At 76.0% G+C, this 15453-nt stretch carries 13 protein-coding genes; 7 read left to right on the top strand and 6 right to left on the bottom strand.

What is annotated here, in order from left to right; all coding sequences use genetic code 11:
• Window positions 1-148: 148 nt before the first annotated feature.
• Window positions 149-811, top strand: coding sequence for a DUF1614 domain-containing protein (locus tag Q5761_RS10295; protein ID WP_135224288.1), 663 nt, complete (start codon window positions 149-151; stop codon window positions 809-811).
• Between the two features lie 269 nt (window positions 812-1080).
• Window positions 1081-2406: an RluA family pseudouridine synthase gene (locus Q5761_RS10300; protein ID WP_318750542.1), complete on the top strand. Its 1326-nt coding sequence runs from the start codon at window positions 1081-1083 to the stop codon at window positions 2404-2406.
• A gap of 220 nt (window positions 2407-2626) precedes the next feature.
• Here the strand turns inward: Q5761_RS10300 and Q5761_RS10305 are convergent, their stop codons facing one another.
• Entirely contained in the window at window positions 2627-3076 is a 450-nt protein-coding gene (locus Q5761_RS10305) for an iron-sulfur cluster assembly scaffold protein (protein WP_135224290.1), read from the bottom strand.
• A gap of 241 nt (window positions 3077-3317) precedes the next feature.
• On the opposite strand from Q5761_RS10305, the gene Q5761_RS10310 reads away from it, so the two are divergent.
• Both Q5761_RS10310 and Q5761_RS10315 read left to right on the top strand, forming a co-directional pair.
• On the top strand, window positions 3318-4211 hold the full coding sequence (locus Q5761_RS10310; protein ID WP_318750543.1) for a sulfurtransferase: 894 nt from the start codon (window positions 3318-3320) through the stop codon (window positions 4209-4211).
• Window positions 4212-4613: 402 nt separating this feature from the next.
• Window positions 4614-5414 carry a hypothetical protein gene (locus tag Q5761_RS10315; protein WP_318750544.1) on the top strand — a complete coding sequence of 267 codons (801 nt, stop codon included), beginning with the start codon at window positions 4614-4616 and terminating at the stop codon, window positions 5412-5414.
• 215 nt (window positions 5415-5629) lie between these two features.
• Here Q5761_RS10315 and trpS read toward each other — a convergent pair whose 3' ends face one another.
• Window positions 5630-6712, bottom strand: a complete 1083-nt coding sequence (trpS, locus tag Q5761_RS10320) for a tryptophan--tRNA ligase (RefSeq protein WP_318750545.1) — start codon at window positions 6710-6712, stop codon at window positions 5630-5632.
• 220 nt (window positions 6713-6932) lie between these two features.
• On the opposite strand from trpS, the gene Q5761_RS10325 reads away from it, so the two are divergent.
• The 3 genes from Q5761_RS10325 to Q5761_RS10335 all read left to right on the top strand — a co-directional run bounded on the left by Q5761_RS10325 (window position 6933) and on the right by Q5761_RS10335 (window position 9863).
• On the top strand, window positions 6933-8105 hold the full coding sequence (locus Q5761_RS10325; RefSeq protein ID WP_318750546.1) for a hypothetical protein: 1173 nt from the start codon (window positions 6933-6935) through the stop codon (window positions 8103-8105).
• 132 nt (window positions 8106-8237) lie between these two features.
• The gene (locus tag Q5761_RS10330; protein ID WP_318750547.1) at window positions 8238-9059 is read left to right on the top strand and encodes a DsbA family protein; all 822 of its coding nucleotides are present in this window, start codon (window positions 8238-8240) and stop codon (window positions 9057-9059) included.
• A 312-nt stretch (window positions 9060-9371) separates the two neighbouring features.
• A complete protein-coding gene (locus Q5761_RS10335) occupies window positions 9372-9863 on the top strand; it encodes a disulfide oxidoreductase (RefSeq protein WP_318750548.1) in 492 nt (163 codons plus the stop codon).
• Between the two features lie 15 nt (window positions 9864-9878).
• Here Q5761_RS10335 and Q5761_RS10340 read toward each other — a convergent pair whose 3' ends face one another.
• The 4 genes from Q5761_RS10340 to Q5761_RS10355 form a co-directional block, all read right to left on the bottom strand.
• A complete protein-coding gene (locus tag Q5761_RS10340) occupies window positions 9879-11810 on the bottom strand; it encodes a CopD family protein (protein WP_318750549.1) in 1932 nt (643 codons plus the stop codon).
• 61 nt (window positions 11811-11871) lie between these two features.
• Window positions 11872-12585, bottom strand: coding sequence for a copper resistance protein CopC (locus tag Q5761_RS10345; protein WP_318750550.1), 714 nt, complete (start codon window positions 12583-12585; stop codon window positions 11872-11874).
• Window positions 12586-13132: 547 nt separating this feature from the next.
• A complete protein-coding gene (locus Q5761_RS10350) occupies window positions 13133-14857 on the bottom strand; it encodes an SMP-30/gluconolactonase/LRE family protein (RefSeq protein WP_318750551.1) in 1725 nt (574 codons plus the stop codon).
• A gap of 341 nt (window positions 14858-15198) precedes the next feature.
• Window positions 15199-15399 (bottom strand): cold-shock protein, encoded by a 201-nt coding sequence (locus Q5761_RS10355; protein ID WP_135224299.1) that lies wholly within the window; start codon window positions 15397-15399, stop codon window positions 15199-15201.
• Window positions 15400-15453 lie beyond the last annotated feature (54 nt).

The raw sequence follows: 15453 nt of genomic DNA on the forward strand, positions 1-15453 counted from the left end.
GGATCGGGACCGTGGCCGCCCCTAGTATGCGTCCGGCCGCCAGGGAGGAACCGGCATGAGGCCAAATCGAAGGGGGCCGACGAACGCCCGTGGGGTGGTATGATGGAGGCGACCCACGCCGTCGGGCGGACGCCGGGGAGGTCGGGCCGTGCCCCTGTTGCCCCTCTTGCTGTTCTTCCTGCTCTCGCTACCGATGCTGTTCTTCTTCACCTATGCCCAGGTGGCGGCGCTGTCCTTCGCACGCCTCGGCCTCAGCCCGGGCGGCGCGTTCCTGCTCTTCACCCTCTCGCTGATCGGCAGCGGCATCAACGTGCCCATCCGGCGCCAGCGGGTGCCCGTGGACCCGCCGCCGGTGCCGCCCATCGCCTTCTTCTGGCTCTTCCCGATGGTCCAGCCGCCGCGGGTGGCGGAGCGCGTCCTGGCCATCAACGTCGGCGGTGCGGTGATCCCGGCGCTGTTCAGTCTCTACCTGCTCGGCGCCGGCCGCGCGCCCCTGGCAGCCGCAGTCCTGGCCACCGTCCTGGTGGCGGCGGTGGCCAAGGCCCTGGCCCGCCCCGTGCCCGGCCGCGGCATCGTGCTACCCGCCTTCATCCCGCCGCTGGCGGCGGCCGTGATCGCCCTGCTGGTGGCGCCGCCCGGCAGCCGTGCGGCCGTGGCGTACGTATCCGGAACCCTGGGCACGCTGATCGGCGCCGACCTGCTCAACCTGCGGGCGCTGGACCGCATGGGTCCGGGCATGCTGAGCATCGGCGGGGCCGGGGTGTTCGACGGCATCTTCCTGGTGGGCGTGCTGGCGGCCTTCCTGGCGTGACGAACGCGGCCTCCCGCGACGGCCAGGACCCGGCCGTGGCCGCGCGGCCCTCCGCGCCATGGCCCGCGAGCGGGACCAGGGGACGGACGAACCCGGCTGGGCGCGCCGGCCGGGGATGGAGGCGAACCGGCCGGCTGCGACGCGCCGACGCCCGGGGGTGCGCCGCGCCTCCCCATTTAAGCCGGATCCCCCCGCAAGGGATGGGAGCGGGGCGGAGCCACGGGTCGCGCCGCCCGGCCCGGGCCTGCGGGGGAAGGGGGCGGTCCACGATGCGGGTGCGCTACGTGGTGACGACCGCCGACGAGGGCCAACGGCTCCATCGCCTGGCCCGCCGCTGGCTGCGCGACGTGCCGCTGAGCGCCGTCTTCCGCCTGCTCCGTCAGGGGCGGATCACCGTCAACGGCCGGCGCGCGCCCCACAACGCCGTGGTGCGGGCGGGCGACGTCATCGAGGCGGAGCTGGACGCGATCCCATCGCCGAGCCGGCCGCCCGTCGCGTCCCCTCGGGTCCCGCGCGGACGACCGGATCCGCCCGAGGCTGGCTCGATGGCGCCCTCGCGGCAGGCGGGCCCGCCGCGCCGTCCCGACGCGCCGTCCATCGCCCGCCCTGGCCGGCTGGGGCCAGGACCGGCAGGGGATCGGACCCCGGCCATCGTCTACGAGGACCCCGACATCCTCGTCGTCCACAAGCCGGCAGGACTCCTCACGCACGGGGCGGACCACGCCCGCCGCCAGGAGCCGACCCTGGTGGACTGGGTGCGGGAGGAGCTGGCGCGCCGGGGGGCGCTGCCGCAGGGCAGCCTGTTCCAGCCCTCGCCCGCCCACCGGCTGGACCGGAACACCTCGGGGCTCGTCGCCTTCGGCAAGACGCGCCGGGGTGCGGCCCGCCTCGCGGCCTGGCTCCGCAGCCGCCAGGCGGTCAAGGAGTACGTGGCGGTGGTCTCGGGCCGGCCGCCGGAAGGCCTCGTCCACCACCGCCTGCGGCGGGATCGGCTGCGGCGGCTGACCCTGGCCCTGGAGCCATCGCCGCGGCCTGGGGCGGCGGGGACCGCGCCGCCCCAGGCCGCGGCCCCCCGGGCCGCAGCGCCCCGGGCCGGGTCCGCGGACGGCGGACCCGGCCCGGGGGCCTGGGATGCCCACCGGGCCGACCATGGGGGGCGGTCCGCCGCCGGGCGGTGGGCCGGGGCCCCGGCGGGCTCGGGCGGCGCCGAAGGAGGCCGCGGCGCCCGGCCTGACGGGGACGCGGGCCATGACGCCGGGGCGCAAGAGGCCGCCCTCCGGGACGCCGAGACCCGGGAGGCCTCGCTCCGGGTGCGGGTCCTGGACTCGCGGCACGGCTTCAGCCTGTGCCGCATCCAGCTGCTGACGGGCCGGAGCCACCAGATCCGCGCCCAGCTGGCGGCGACGGGTCATCCCCTGGCGGGCGACGCGAAGTACGGCGGCCCCCGCGTGGAGGGGCTCCACCGGCCCGCCCTGCACGGCTACCGGCTGGTTCTTCCGAACGGGGTCGACGTGGTGGCGCCCCTGCCCGCCGACCTCACGCGGCTCTGCCGGCGGCTGGGGCTCTCGTTGCGGGGCATCCGCACAGAGGGCTAGGGCGTCTCCGCCTCGCTGCGGCGTTGCGCCGGTCGCCGCGACGTCTCCCAGAAGGTGCCTGCTTCCCCGCGCCGTGGCTCGAGGTGGATCCTCGGCGTCGGGGCTTCCCGGGGCGATGGGCATCGTCCGCGCCACGGCGGTGGGCCGCTGCCGACGAGCCCCTCCCACCGAGGGGCCGCCGGACGGCGGTCGCCGAGCGGCGCGGCCGGACGGGCGTCGGTCATGCCCCTTCCTGATGGGGATCGACGGGTCCCTGCCACCGGCCCTCGTTCCGCAGCCGGCGCCGATACTGGCGCACCGCCTCCTTCAGCGTGCTCAAGGCGAGGGTGGCGCAGCGGGGCCGGGTGGCCAGGGCCGACTCGCCGACGAACTGCTTCATGTCCTCGCCCCGCAGGTCGAGGACCTGGTCCATGGTGAGCCCCTCGTCGACCACCTTCTGGAGCAGCATGGACGCCGCCGCCTGGCTGACGTTGCAGCCGCTGCCCTCGAACCGGACGTCGGCGATGCCGTGGCCGTCGCCGGTGCCCTTGAGGTAGATGTGCACCACGTCCCCGCACCCCGGGTTGCCGCCCGAGACCGTGACGTCCGCGTCCTGCAGCCGGCCGCGCATCCGCGGGTTGCGGGCCTCCTCGATCAGGATCTGGATCAGCGTCTCCCGGTCCCACTCCACCGTTGCGTCCCCCCTGGCGCGATCCCTTTTACTTTATCACGGGTGCTCGGGGGTGCGACCCGCTCCCCGGCGGCCGCCGCCTCGGTCTGCCGCCTCGACCCCGGGATCGCGGGGACACGGGCGGCAGCCGGCGCCGCGGCCGGTTCGTCCGCGAAGAACGGCGCCATCCTGGTTGCTGGTCCGGCTTTCTTTAGCTTACAATCCCGTTTAGGTAACTCAGTATTCCCGAGGAGGGGTTGCCGTGTCGGAGGCGGTGGAGAAGGTCTTCCAGGAGCGGGGCTACGCCCACCCCGAGGTGCTGGTCAGCACCCAGTGGGTGGCGGATCACCTGGACGAGCTGACCGACCCCAACAGCACCAAGTACCGCCTGGTGGAAGCCGACGAGGACGTGACCCTCTACGACGCCGGCCACATCCCGGGGGCCGTCAAGATCGACTGGCAGACGGACCTGCAGGACCCCGTGGTGCGCGACTACCTCTCGCCCGAGCAGTTCGCCAAGCTGATGTCCGAGAAGGGGATCGACAACGACACCACGGTGATCTTCTACGGCGACAAGAACAACTGGTGGGCGGCCTACACCTTCTGGGTCTTCCAGCTCTTCGGGCACAAGAACCTGAAGATCATGGACGGCGGCCGCGCCAAGTGGGAGGCCGAGGGCCGGCCCCTGACCAAGGAGGTCCCGCGCTTCCCCAAGACCAACTACAAGGCGGTCACCCGCTACGACCCGTACATCCGCGCCTTCAAGGAGGACGTGTTCCGCCACATCGAGTTCGGCAAGCCGCTGATCGACGTGCGCTCGCCGGAGGAGTACTCCGGAAAGCTCTTGCACATGGAGAACTACCCGCAGGAGGGCGCGCAGCGGGGCGGCCACATCAAGGGCGCCAAGAACGTGCCCTGGGCCAAGGCCGTGAACCCCGACGGCACCTTCAAGTCCGCCGACCAGCTGCGTAAGATCTATCTGGAGGAACAGGGCCTCAAGCCCGACGACGACATCATCGTCTACTGCCGGATCGGCGAGCGCTCCTCCCACACCTGGTTCGCGCTCAAGTACCTGCTGGGGTTCGAGCGCGTCCGCAACTACGACGGCTCCTGGACCGAGTGGGGCAACCTGGTGCGGGCGCCCATCGAGCGGTGAGGGGTGCCCCCTGGCCGACGGGCACGCTTCGGCCGTGGTAGCGATCGCTCGGCCGGTGGCGCCCGCCGCTCCGCCGGCCGCCCCGCCGGAAGCGTCCGCCGATCGCTGACGCAGCGTCCTTCGGAAGAGGAGGTCGATGCCCTCGACGCCGGACCGTGAGGGCGGGCCGGCCGCCACGGACCCGCCCCGCGGCCCGGCGTCTCGTCTTCTCCAGGTCCCTCCCCGCCGCAGGTCCCGTCCCCGCGGCGCGGATCGCCTCTCCGGCGCCGGTTCGAGCCGGCCGGACGGTGGGAGCCCCTCCGGATGGCGGCGACGCCGGCGTCTCATGCTAACCCTCGGACCCGGAGCGGAACCGGCCGGCGGTGACGCCGCCGCCAGAGCCCCACGAGGAGGGATCCCACCGTGACCCGACGCCTCGCCCCCGGCTCCGGCCGTACGCCGCCCGATGGCAACGCGGCCATGCCGTCCCGCGATCCCATGGCGTCGCCCGGGACCGCCACGACGGCGCCCGGCTTGCCCCCAGCCCGGCGGGGACCGGCGGCGCCGCGTCCCCGCCGACGGATCGCCCCCACCGCGGTCCGCATCGTGGCCCTGACGATGACCGCGGCCGTCGCCGTGGCGGCCGGCGGCTGCACCCCTGCAGCCAAGCCCAGCCCGACCGAGAACCGGCGGATGCTCACATCCCTGGCCAGCGACCCCCAGGTGCAGCAGGCCTTCGCCCGGGGCCGCGGGGAGGTGGTCGCCCGGGATGCGGAGGCCCGCCAGGTGATCCTGGCGCAGGTGGTCCGCGAGCAGCGCCGCATCCTGGACGAACCGGCGGTCCGCGACGACGCCCTGCGGGTGAACGCCGACCTGACCCGGGCCACCTCCACCGCGCGGGAGACCCGGCCCGAGATGCTCGAGAACACGGTGGACCTGTTGGAGGGCATCCCCGACGATCCGGAGTTGCGCCGCCGCATGGTCGACGTCATGCGGAGGCTCCTCCAGGACCCCGCCATCCGTGCCGACCTGATGGCCCTCGTCCAGTCGATGATGGCCCAGTCGGGCGGCTCGGGCGGCGGTGCGGCCGGCGGGAGCGGGGGCGGCGCCGGGGCTGGCGGCGGTGCCGGCGGCACCAGCACTGGCAGCGGTGGTGGCAGCGGCGCAGCGGCGGGCGGCCCCGCAGGGAGCGGAAGCGCCGGCGGTGCAGGCTCCGGGCGCTGAATCGCGCCCGGCAACCGCTCGCCCCCGGCTCCGCGGCCGACGAGGCGCCGCACCCGGCGAGCGGCGAACCCCGCCCCGTCGGCAGCAGGAAGGCCCCCTTGGCGGCGCCGTCCACCGCCCCGCCGGTCGGGGGAACCCGGACGACCGCGGTGGACACGGGCGGCGTGGTCTGCGCCGGAAGCCGAATCCAACCATGCGGTCGCCGCCGGCGCCCGTCAGCGACGCTCCACGGCCTCGGGGGCCTGCTCGCCCGCCGCCTTCGACCCGGCCGCTGCGGCCACCCCGGCCTCCCCGAGGCCGGGTTCGTCCCGCAAAAGGCCGCAGGCCTCCTTCACCTCGGCCATGGTCTCGCGGGCGATGGCCCGGGCCCGGCGGATGCCGTCGCGCAACACCCGCTCGAGGTACGCGGGGTCGTTCTCCAGCTCCGCGCGGCGTCGGCGGAAGGGCTCCAAGCTGCGGATGATGGCGTCGGCCAGCGTCCGCTTCAGGTTGACGTAACGCAGCGTGCCCGCGTCGTACTCGGCCCGCAGCGAGCGGTACTCCTCCTCGGTGCCGAAGATCTTCAGCAGCTGGAAGAGGTTGGCCACGCCCGGGCTCATCCGTTCCCCGCTGGGCCCGGTGTCGGTGACCGCCTTCATGATCTTCTCGCGGATCGCCTCCGGCGGGTCGGAGAGGGCGATCAAGCTCCGCGGGCCCAGGGTCTTGCTCATCTTCTTCTCGGGGTCGGTCAGGCTCATGATCCGCGCCGTGTCCTGCGGCACCAGCGCCTGGGGCTCGGGGAAGATCCGGACGCCGAAGAGGTGGTGGAACCGGCGCACGATCTCGCGGGTGAGCTCGAGGTGCGGCAGCTGGTCCTCGCCCACGGGGACGACCTCGGCCTTGTAGAGCACGATGTCGGCGGCCATCAAGACGCCGTAGGACAGCAGCCCCAGGTGGACGTAGTCCGGGTGCTGCTCGGCCTTCTCCTTGAAGGTGGGCACCCGTTCCAGCCACGCGATCGGGGTCACCGTGCCCAGGATCCATGCCAGCTCCGTGTGCTCGGGCACGGCGGACTGGACCATCAGGATCGAGCGCTCCGGGTCGACGCCCGCGGCCAGGTAGTCGATCAGGAGCTCCCGGACGTTGGCGCGCATCTCCGCCGGATGGTACGGCGTGGTCATGCCGTGGTAGTCGACGATGGCGTAGATGCACTCGTACCGGTCCTGGAGCTGGATCCAGCTCTTGATCGCGCCGAGGTAGTTGCCCAGGTGGATCGGCCCCGTGGGCCGGATGCCGCTGAAGACCCGCTTCCGCCCCACCGTTCGCGCCCTCCCGTCGCCCAAGGCTCGACCCAGGTCGCCGACTCGCAGCCGGGTGCCGAACGATCGCAACCGGTGCGTCCTCCATCTTACTCGTTGCGCCGGACCGTGTCGACCGGCAGCGCCGCGGGCGGCCTCACGGCCTCCGGCCCCCGGCCCTCGGCCCCCGTCGGCTCCCCCCAGGCCTACCGTCCCGCCATCGCGCATACCGTGGAGTGCCATGACCGCGCACCGGGGACCAGCCTACGCGGCCGCTCCACCGGCGCCCGGCCCCTGGACCGTGGCCGCCACCTTCATCGGCACGGTGGTGGGAGCCGGCTTCGCGTCCGGCCAGGAGATCCTGTCGTTCTTCACCCTGTACGGCTGGCCGGGCACCGCCGGCATCGCGCTGGTGGCGGCGGCCTTCGCCGCGGGGGGACGGTGGTGGCTGGAGCTGGGCGCCCGCACCCGCGCCCCCTCGTATCGGGAGGCCCTGGCGCTGGCGGCGGGACCGTGGGCCGGCGCCGTCCTGGACGGCCTGCTGGTGGCCTCCCTCTTCGCCGGCGTCGGCGTGATGACGGCAGGAGCCGCGGCCGTCACCGCCGACCAGCTGGGGTGGTCCCCGTGGACCGGCCGGCTGGTGTTCGCGGCGCTCTGCGCCGCCACGGTGTGGCGCGGGCTGCCCGGCGTGCTGGCCGCCAACGCGGTGGTGGTGCCGGTCCTGGTGCTGGCCGTGGTCGTCGTCGCCGTGCACGGCCTCAGCCACGCCGCGGCACCGCTGCCGCCGCCTCCCGCCGAACCGCGGCTGCCGGAGGCCGTACCCTTGGGACGGACCCTCCCGCCCCCATCCCCCGGCGGGGCCCCGGGGCGCGGCTCCCCGGCCCTGGCGCCGGTGGCGACGGCGCTGCCGGCCGCGCCCGCCGCCCACTGGCTCCTGGCGGCCCTGCTCTACGCCGGCTTCAACCTGCTGCTGGCCTTGCCGGTGCTGGTGCCGCTGGGCGGCGTCGCGCCTCCGGCTGCCCGTCGGCAAGGCAGCCTGATGGGCGGTGTCGGGCTGGCCGGCCTGGCCATGCTGCTGCACCTGGCCATGCTGGTCCACATGCCGGCCCCGGCGACCCGGGAGATCCCGGTGCTGTACCTGGCCGGCGGCCTGCCGGCGTGGTTCCGCGGCGGGGTCGCCGCGGTGCTCTGGACGGAGATCTTCACCACCGCGGTGGGCAGCCTCTACGGGCTGGCCAGCCGGCTCGCCCCGCCGGGCAGCGGATCCTACCGGCTCGCGGTGGTGGCGGCGGCCGCGGCGGCGACCACCGTCGCGGGGGCCGGCTTCGCGGCGCTGGTGCGGGTCCTCTACCCGCTGATGGGCTGGCTGGGCCTCGGCCTGATGGCGTGGCTGCTGGCGGCGCCGCGCCGTTGAGCGGCCCGGGGGTCCGGTCGCGGCACCGCCGGTCCGCGCATCCACCCCGCGGCCCGAGGGCCCGCGCCTTCCCAGACCGGCCCGCTCCCGCTACCATGGGACTAGCCGAGCCCTGACGAAAGGATGGGGAGCGTGACGTCCAAGTCGACCCCGCCGCCGGGCGCGGACCGCAGCCGCCACCGCGGCGCGGCGGCCGCTACGCCGTCCAGCGGGCGGCGATCCGGCCCCTCCGCGCGCCTCGCCTCCCGGGAGGCGGAGGCCCGTCGGCGGCGCCTGCGCTGGTTGACCCTGGGGACCGCCGCGGTGGTGGTGCTGGCCGTCGCCCTGGCCGTGGCCGCCACCCGTCAACCCGAGCCCGGCGAGGGCGCCGTCCCCGCCGACGTGTTCCAGTTGGAGCGCCAGCCGATGCTGGGGTCGCCCGACGCCCCGGTGACGGTGGTGGAGTTCGCCGACTTCAAGTGCCCCTACTGCCGGGACTTCACTCTCCACGAGTTCCCGCGCTTCAAGGCGGCCTACGTCGACACCGGCAAGGTGCGCTTCTACTTCATCAACTACCCCTTCATCGGACCCGACTCGGACACCGCCGCCGAGGCGCTGGAGGCGGTCTACGCCCAGGACCCCGAGGGCGCGTGGGCCTTCATCGAGCGGGTGATGCAGCGCCAGGGTCCGGAGGACCAGCAGTGGGCGACGCCCGAGTTCCTGGTGGAGCTGGCCCGCGAGGCCGTACCCTCCATCGATGCCGAGCGGCTCGCCGCCGACCTCCGGGCCCGCCGGTATCGGGACGAGGTGGAGGCGGACCGGGCCATCGCCCGCCAGGCGGGGGTGCAGGGGACGCCGGCCATCTTCGTCGACGGCCGGTTCGTCGACGACTGGTCCTTCGAGGGCCTGCAGGCCGCCGTCGAAGAGGCGCTGGCCCGGAGGCAGGGCGGCGCCGCCCCGGGCGACGCGGAGTAGGGTCCAGCGGCCGCAGCCCGGGGAACGGGCGCGGGCGGGTCGGGGAACGGGACCCGGGCGGCGGGTTGGACCAGGGCGGGTTCAGGGGCGGGACCGGGCGGGGCCAGGGCCCCGGTGCCGCCGGGACTTCGTGCCGCCCGCCGGGGCCGCCGAACCGCGGCCGGACGGGGCCCGGGGGACACGCGGGGATCCCCCGCCCTGATCTGGGCCGCGGCGCCGGGCGAGGACGGACGCGGCGGCCCGGCGGCCGAACGCGGGACCGCGGGGCGCCGCGAGGCGGCCTGGCGCCGCGACGTCCGACGGAGGTCGCCGATGCGCCGGTTCTTCCAGATCTACGGGCTCTATCTGGCGTGGGTCGTGGCCACGGTGGCGACGCTGGGGAGCCTCTACTTCAGCGAGGTCCTGGGCTTCGTCCCCTGCGAGCTCTGCTGGTGGCAGCGGATCTTCATGTATCCGCAGGCGCTGCTCCTGGGCCTCGCCAGCTACCGGGACGACCGCCGGATCATCCCCTATCTCCTGCCGCTGAATGCCGCAGGCGGGTGCATCGCGGCCTTCCACTACCTGCAGGAGCAGGTGCCCGGGTTGCGCCTGCCCGTCTGCGGGGCCGACGCCCCGTGCTTCACGCCCTGGATCGACTGGTTCGGGTTCATCACCATCCCCTTCATGGCGCTCACCGCCTTCACCCTGATCCTGATCTGCCTCGGGCTGGCCCGGTCGGCGGCCGACGCGGCGGACGAACCGGCCCCGGCTGGCGCCGGGGAGGGGTCCCCGGCAGGCACCGGCGAGTGGGGGGACACGCCCTGAGGGATCCTGGCGACGTCAACGGTCCCGCGGATCGAGGCGGCGGATGAACCGGATCACCGCCCAGCGCTCCTCCTCCGTGAGGACGTCCTCGAAGGCCGGCATGGCGGTGCCCTCGATGCCGTGGGTGATCCACCAGTAGAGGTCGCCGTCGGTGTGTTGCCGCACGTGGACGCCGGTCAGGTCGGCGGGTGGGGGCAGCATGCCCGCCGCGGCCGGGCCGTCGCCCCGTCCCTCGGGCCCGTGGCAGGCGGCGCAGTGGGTCTCGTAGACGCGGCGGCCCTGCGCGACGACCGCCGGGCTGTCGGGCAGCGGGTTGGGCACGTACGTGGTGGGGTAGGCGTCGATCCAGGCCACCTGTCCCAGGAGCCAGGCGGCCAGGGCCAGGGCGATCAGGCCCGCCCCGAAGGGGATCGGCCACAGCCGCCGCCACCCGATGGCCACCAGGGCCGCCGCCTCGACCAGGCCCAGCAGGGCCACCGTCGCCTGGATCGCCCCGCCCGTCGACTGGAAGGCCGCGCGCAGGCTGAGCCGCCCCTGACGCTGGTTGCCCGGCGCACCCGCCGCCTCGAAGTCCGTGGTCACCGTGGCCTGGGCCCCGTTCTCCAGCGCCAGGGTCCACGTGAGGCGCCAGAGCCCCGGCATGGGCAGCACCGCGCGGGCCTCCAGGGTCCCGGTGCTCCCCGCGCCGCGATCCGCCGGCGGGCTCAGGGCGACCTGATACAGGCCCATGGGGTGCTCGGGCATGTCCAGGCGCACCAGCCCGCGGGCCAGCGGCACCCGGCCCAGCGACCGGGCGGAGAGGGTCACGGCCCCGCGCTGGCCGGGCTGCAGCGCCAGTTCCACCGGTTCGCCGCCCACCTCGGCCCGCCAGGTGACCGGTTCCGTGGCCGCGGCGGGGCGATCGGCCGGCGGCAGCACCGCCAGGATGCCGGAGGCCAGGAGGACCGCCACCGCGGCGACGGCCTCGGCGCGAACCAGGCGCCGCACCACGACGGCCGGCCGGCGACCCGCCGCCGGCGGCGGGTCGCCGGCGCCCCCCGCCCCGTGCCCCGCGCCGACGGCATCGGCCGCGTCGCGGCCCGGCCCGTCGGCGCTCCCGGCACCCGCCCCGCCCAGCGCCCCGCGGCGACGCCTGGCGCCTCCGGTCCGGCGCGTGACCGCCCCGGCGGCGCGCTCCAGCCACGGCCGCAGGGCGAAGAGGTTGACCGCGGCGATGGCCAGCAGCACGGCCACCAGGGCCAGCTTGGCCAGCAACGCCTGGCCGTAGGGACTGCGGATCAGGGCGTCGGCGCCGTAGAGGTTGCGCCGAGCGGCCAGGATGCCGCTGACGGCTGTCGCCAGGACGGCCAGCGCCCCCAGATCGGAGAAGCGACGGATCAAGGCGGCCAGGACCCGCGGCGATCCCAGCTCCCCACGGTGCTCCAGCGCACGCCAGTCCAGCAGCGCCAGGCGCAGGAGGCCGCCGATCCAGAGGGCGACCGCCGCCACGTGCAGGCCGTCGACCACCAGCGCCGAACCGCCGCGGATGCCGGCGTGGCTGTTCCACACCACCGCGGCGACGGCGGCGAGGGCCACCAGGACCCACGTCCGGCCCGCCGGCAGCCCGCCGGGCCAGCATCGCCAGGCCAGGACCGCGCCAGCCAGCCCCACCGCCGCCTGGATCAGGGCGGCGCGCCCGGTGTGGGTGCCCACGAGGAACCGGCCCAGCAACGCGGGACGGCCCTGGGTGAGCTCCCACGCGGCGACCATGGCCGCCGCCAGGGCGCTGGCGGCCAGCAGGAGCCCGCCCGTGACGGCCAGGCGGCGGCTGCGCCGGGCGTGACCCGGCCCCGGGTCGAGCCCGGGGCGGCCGCGGAGGATCCAGCCGTCCAGGATGGCGGGCCCGGCCAGGCCCATCAGGCCCAGGAGGCCGATCCAGCGGAGGATTCCGGCCGCCAGCTCGGGCACGCCGCACCCCTCCCCCGATGGCGCTCCCGCCCCGTCGCCGGCGGTCGCCGGGGTCGTCCCCTCACCGCCGGGTGCGACGGCGCAGGGTCATGAGCCCGGCCGCCAACGCGGCGACGACGGCCACCGCCGCCGCCCACAGCCACCGCGGTGTGCCACCGCCCTGCGGCGCCAGCTGCCGCGAGGCCGGGGGGGCGGCACCGCCGGGTTCGTCCGGCTCGGCCGCCGGCGGAGCGGGCTGCTGATCGGTGGTCCCCGCGCCCGGTGACGGCGCCGCCGCCGTCACGGAGAAGGGCACCTCCCCCTCCACGGGATGGCCGTCCTGGGAGAGCACGCGGTAACGCAGGACGTAGTCGCCCGCGGGCATGGGACCGCGGACCTCCGCGCGCAGGGTCTCCCCCTCCGCCCGCACCGGCCCCAGCTCCACCGCACCGCCGCCCTCGCGGCGCAACGTGAGCTCGCTGAATTCGGCCTCCACCGGCTCCGAGAAGGTCAGCGCCACCTCCCGCGGCGGCTCCTCGAGGCGGGCTCCCCGCTCCGGCTCGCTGCCCACCAGGGCGGCGTGGGCCTCGGCCCGCCCGGTTCCGAACCCCGCGGCGAACCCCGCCACCACCAGCAGGACCGCCAGGCCGGCGGCGGCCCGCAGGACCGCGCCTGCCCACGGTCTGCGCCGACAGCGCGGCGGGCGCCGCGACCCGCCGCCGGTGCCGCCGTCGCCCGACGCCACCCTCGCTCCCGTCCCGCAAAGACCCGGGGCTCCGATGATTCCGGTGATCATGACAAGCCCTCCCCTCGCGGTCGCGGGCCGACGGGCCCGTCGCCGTCCGGATCGGATCCCGGCCCCTCCCGCGGTCCCCTGCCCGTCCCGGGTCGCCCCGTTCCCGGAGCCTTCCCGTCGCCGGGGGAATCCATGGGTGGACCGGGGTGCCGCTCTCCACCGGCATAGCACAACGGCCGGCGCCCTCGCATCGGGGGCCGACCCGGGGCCGGGGCCGGCCGCCTCGGGCCGGGCATCGACCCGTCCGCCACCACCCCGACCCCGGGCCGGGGAGTGCGATGCGCAGGGGATCGTCGCCCCGCCACCCCGGTCCGGAGACGTGACCCGCGCAGCCGCCCTCCTCCGCAGCGGTGGGTCCCGCCCGCCCCCGGGGAGCGACCCCGCCGGATCGCCCTCGCAAGCCGCGCAGCCCGTCCTCGTCCCGGCAGCCACCCGCCCCGCCCGGTCCACGCCGTCGAGGACCGCCCCGCCCGTCCCCGCCGCGAGAGCCCCTCGCCCTGTCCTCCCTCCGGGAGCCCCGCCCCTCGCCGCCCGGCCTGGCACCGCGTCATGCGGGGTCCGCCTCGTCGCCGGGCGGGTCGCCGCCGGCAGCGCCTGCCGGCGACGAGCGGCTCGCCCACCGGCGCGCCCGCTCGCCCCGGATCCCGGCCAGCACGCCGATCCAGCCCACGGTCAAGGCCCCCACCAGGGCACCGAAGCCGGCCAGGGTGGCCCACGGCAGGGCGGCCTCCGGCGCCACCTCGAGGCGCACGGTGCGGGTGACGACCCGTCCGTCCCCCAGGCGCGCCGCCACCACCACGGGGTAGACCCCCGCCTCCGCCCCGCGCTCCACGACCAGGCGCACCCGCGCCGCCCCGGGGCCGCGTTCCTCCCACCGGGCCTGCCAGCCGCGGGGCAGGTCGGCCACCTCCCAATCCACGCGGCCGCCCCCGATGCGCTGCGGGTCCACCAGGGCGAGGCGCACCCCCACCGTCGCCCCCGGCGCCACCCGCACCGCCTCCGCCGTGGCCGCGAGCTGCACCAAGGGCAGGGCGGCGGGATCCGCCCGGCCCACGTAGTCGCGGCCGTAGGCGGCGAACCAGAGGGCGCCGTCCGGGGCCCGGGCCAACCACTGGACCCACGTCTTCGGCTCCGTCGCCGGGAAGGGGAAGAGCTCCAACGTCGCGCTGGTGGGATCGATCCGCGCCAGGGCGTTGCCGGTGTGCAGCGCCACCCACAGGCGGCCCTCGGCGTCCCACTCCAGGTCGTTGGGACGGGTGGCCTGGATCTCCTCGCCGGGCGGCGCCGGCGGCGTCAGGAGCGGCACCCAGGCCCGCGTCGCCACGTCGAGCCGGCCGATGGTGCGGCCGCCGTGCTCGGTCACCCACACGCCGGTGCCGTCCGGCGTCACCGCCACCCCCGCCGGTCCCGCCACGTCGGGCGGCAACGCGAAGGACGCCCAGGTCGCGTCCCGCGGGTCGAACCGGTACACGGTGCCGGTGCGCGGGCTGACGGTCCACAGCCGCCCGTCGGCGTCCCGGTCCAGGTCCCAGGTGGAGGGCCACGGGTGCTCGGGCAGCGGCATCCTGTGCGTCTCCACGCGGCCCGTGGCCGGGTCCAGCCGGGCCAGGCGGTTGCCCTGGAACTGGATGACCCAGACCCCCTCCCGCGTCGGCAGGGCCGCCGAGGCGCCGGCGAAGGGAAGCGGATAGGCCCGCCACCTCCCCGACGCCCGCCCTCCCCCGGGGCCGGCCCGCGCCGCGGCCGGCTCGTAGCGGTAGAGCACCGCCGGGGGATCCTGGCCGAAGTCGTTGTCGGTCAGCCACAGGGCGCCGTCCGGCCCGGCGGCCAGCCGGGCGGGTTGCCTCACCGCCGGCGGGAGGTCGACGAACCGCCACCGGCCCGTGACCGGGTCCAGGGCGCCGAGCCGCCGGGTCCCGGTCAACGTCACCCATACGGTCCCGTCCCGCGTCACCGCCAGGCTCCAGGGCTGGCTCCCCGCCGGCAGCGGGTAGCGTCGGAACCAGGACCCGTCCCCGTCCCGCGCCACCGCGGGTCGCGACAGGACCGCGAGCAGGACGGCGGCCACGACCACAGGCCCCAGGGGCCGCAGGGCGCCCAGGGAACCGAGGGTCCGCAGGCCCGTGGGGCCGCGGCTCGATGGCGCCCTGCGCCACGGGCGCAACCCGTCGGGCGCCCTGCGCCACGGGCGAAACCCCTCGGGCACCTTGCGCCACGGGCGCGACCCGACGTCCCTGCACCGCATCCCCGTCGCCGCCGTTCCGGCTGTCATGGCCGATCCCCGCCTCCGCCTCCTCCATGGCCGGCCGCCGCCCCGCCTCCGGCCCCGGACGGCCTTCCCGCCGCCCCCGCCGGCCCGACGGCCGGGAGCCGCAACGGGGCCCCGGCCGCGACGACCCGAGGCCCGATCCCGAAACGAGCCCCCGGCCCGCACCCCCAGGCGGGCCGGCGGTCCGTTGGCACCGGCCCCGCCCTCCGTCCCTCCGAAACCTATCTCCAGGGTAGCGCACCGCCGGGAGGGTCGCGCGCCGCCGTGCGGCGCGCCGCGAGAAGGCGAGAAAAGCAAAGGCGCCGCACCAACGTGCGGCGCCCGCGGGCTTCCGGTGCCTGGACTTACAGAACGATGACGTTCTGGGCCTTCGGCCCCTTCTCGCCCTCGACGACGTCGAAGGTGACCTTCTGGCCCTCTTCCAGGGTCCGGTAACCGGTGCCGACGATCGCGGAGAAGTGGACGAAGACGTCACCCTGGCCATCGTCGCGGGTGATGAAGCCGTAGCCCTTCTCCGCATTGAACCACTTGACTGTCCCGGTCAAACCGCGGATACCTCCGTACAGATGATGAGACTCGCTAGCCGGGACGCTCCCGGG

Origin of the sequence: Thermaerobacter composti (genome assembly GCF_033582035.1) — a bacterium.
GTDB classification, from domain to species: domain Bacteria; phylum Bacillota; class Sulfobacillia; order Thermaerobacterales; family Thermaerobacteraceae; genus Thermaerobacter; species Thermaerobacter composti.

What these genes read in the sequence shown, in the direction of transcription:
- Q5761_RS10350 (WP_318750551.1), bottom strand. Translation starts at nt 14,857, where the DNA reads ATGACAGCCGGAACGGCGGCGACGGGGATGCGGTGCAGGGACGTCGGG.
- Q5761_RS10335 (WP_318750548.1), top strand. Translation starts at nt 9,372, where the DNA reads ATGCGCCGGTTCTTCCAGATCTACGGGCTCTATCTGGCGTGGGTCGTG.
- Q5761_RS10325 (WP_318750546.1), top strand. Translation starts at nt 6,933, where the DNA reads ATGACCGCGCACCGGGGACCAGCCTACGCGGCCGCTCCACCGGCGCCC.
- Q5761_RS10300 (WP_318750542.1), top strand. Translation starts at nt 1,081, where the DNA reads ATGCGGGTGCGCTACGTGGTGACGACCGCCGACGAGGGCCAACGGCTC.
- Q5761_RS10345 (WP_318750550.1), bottom strand. Translation starts at nt 12,585, where the DNA reads ATGATCACCGGAATCATCGGAGCCCCGGGTCTTTGCGGGACGGGAGCG.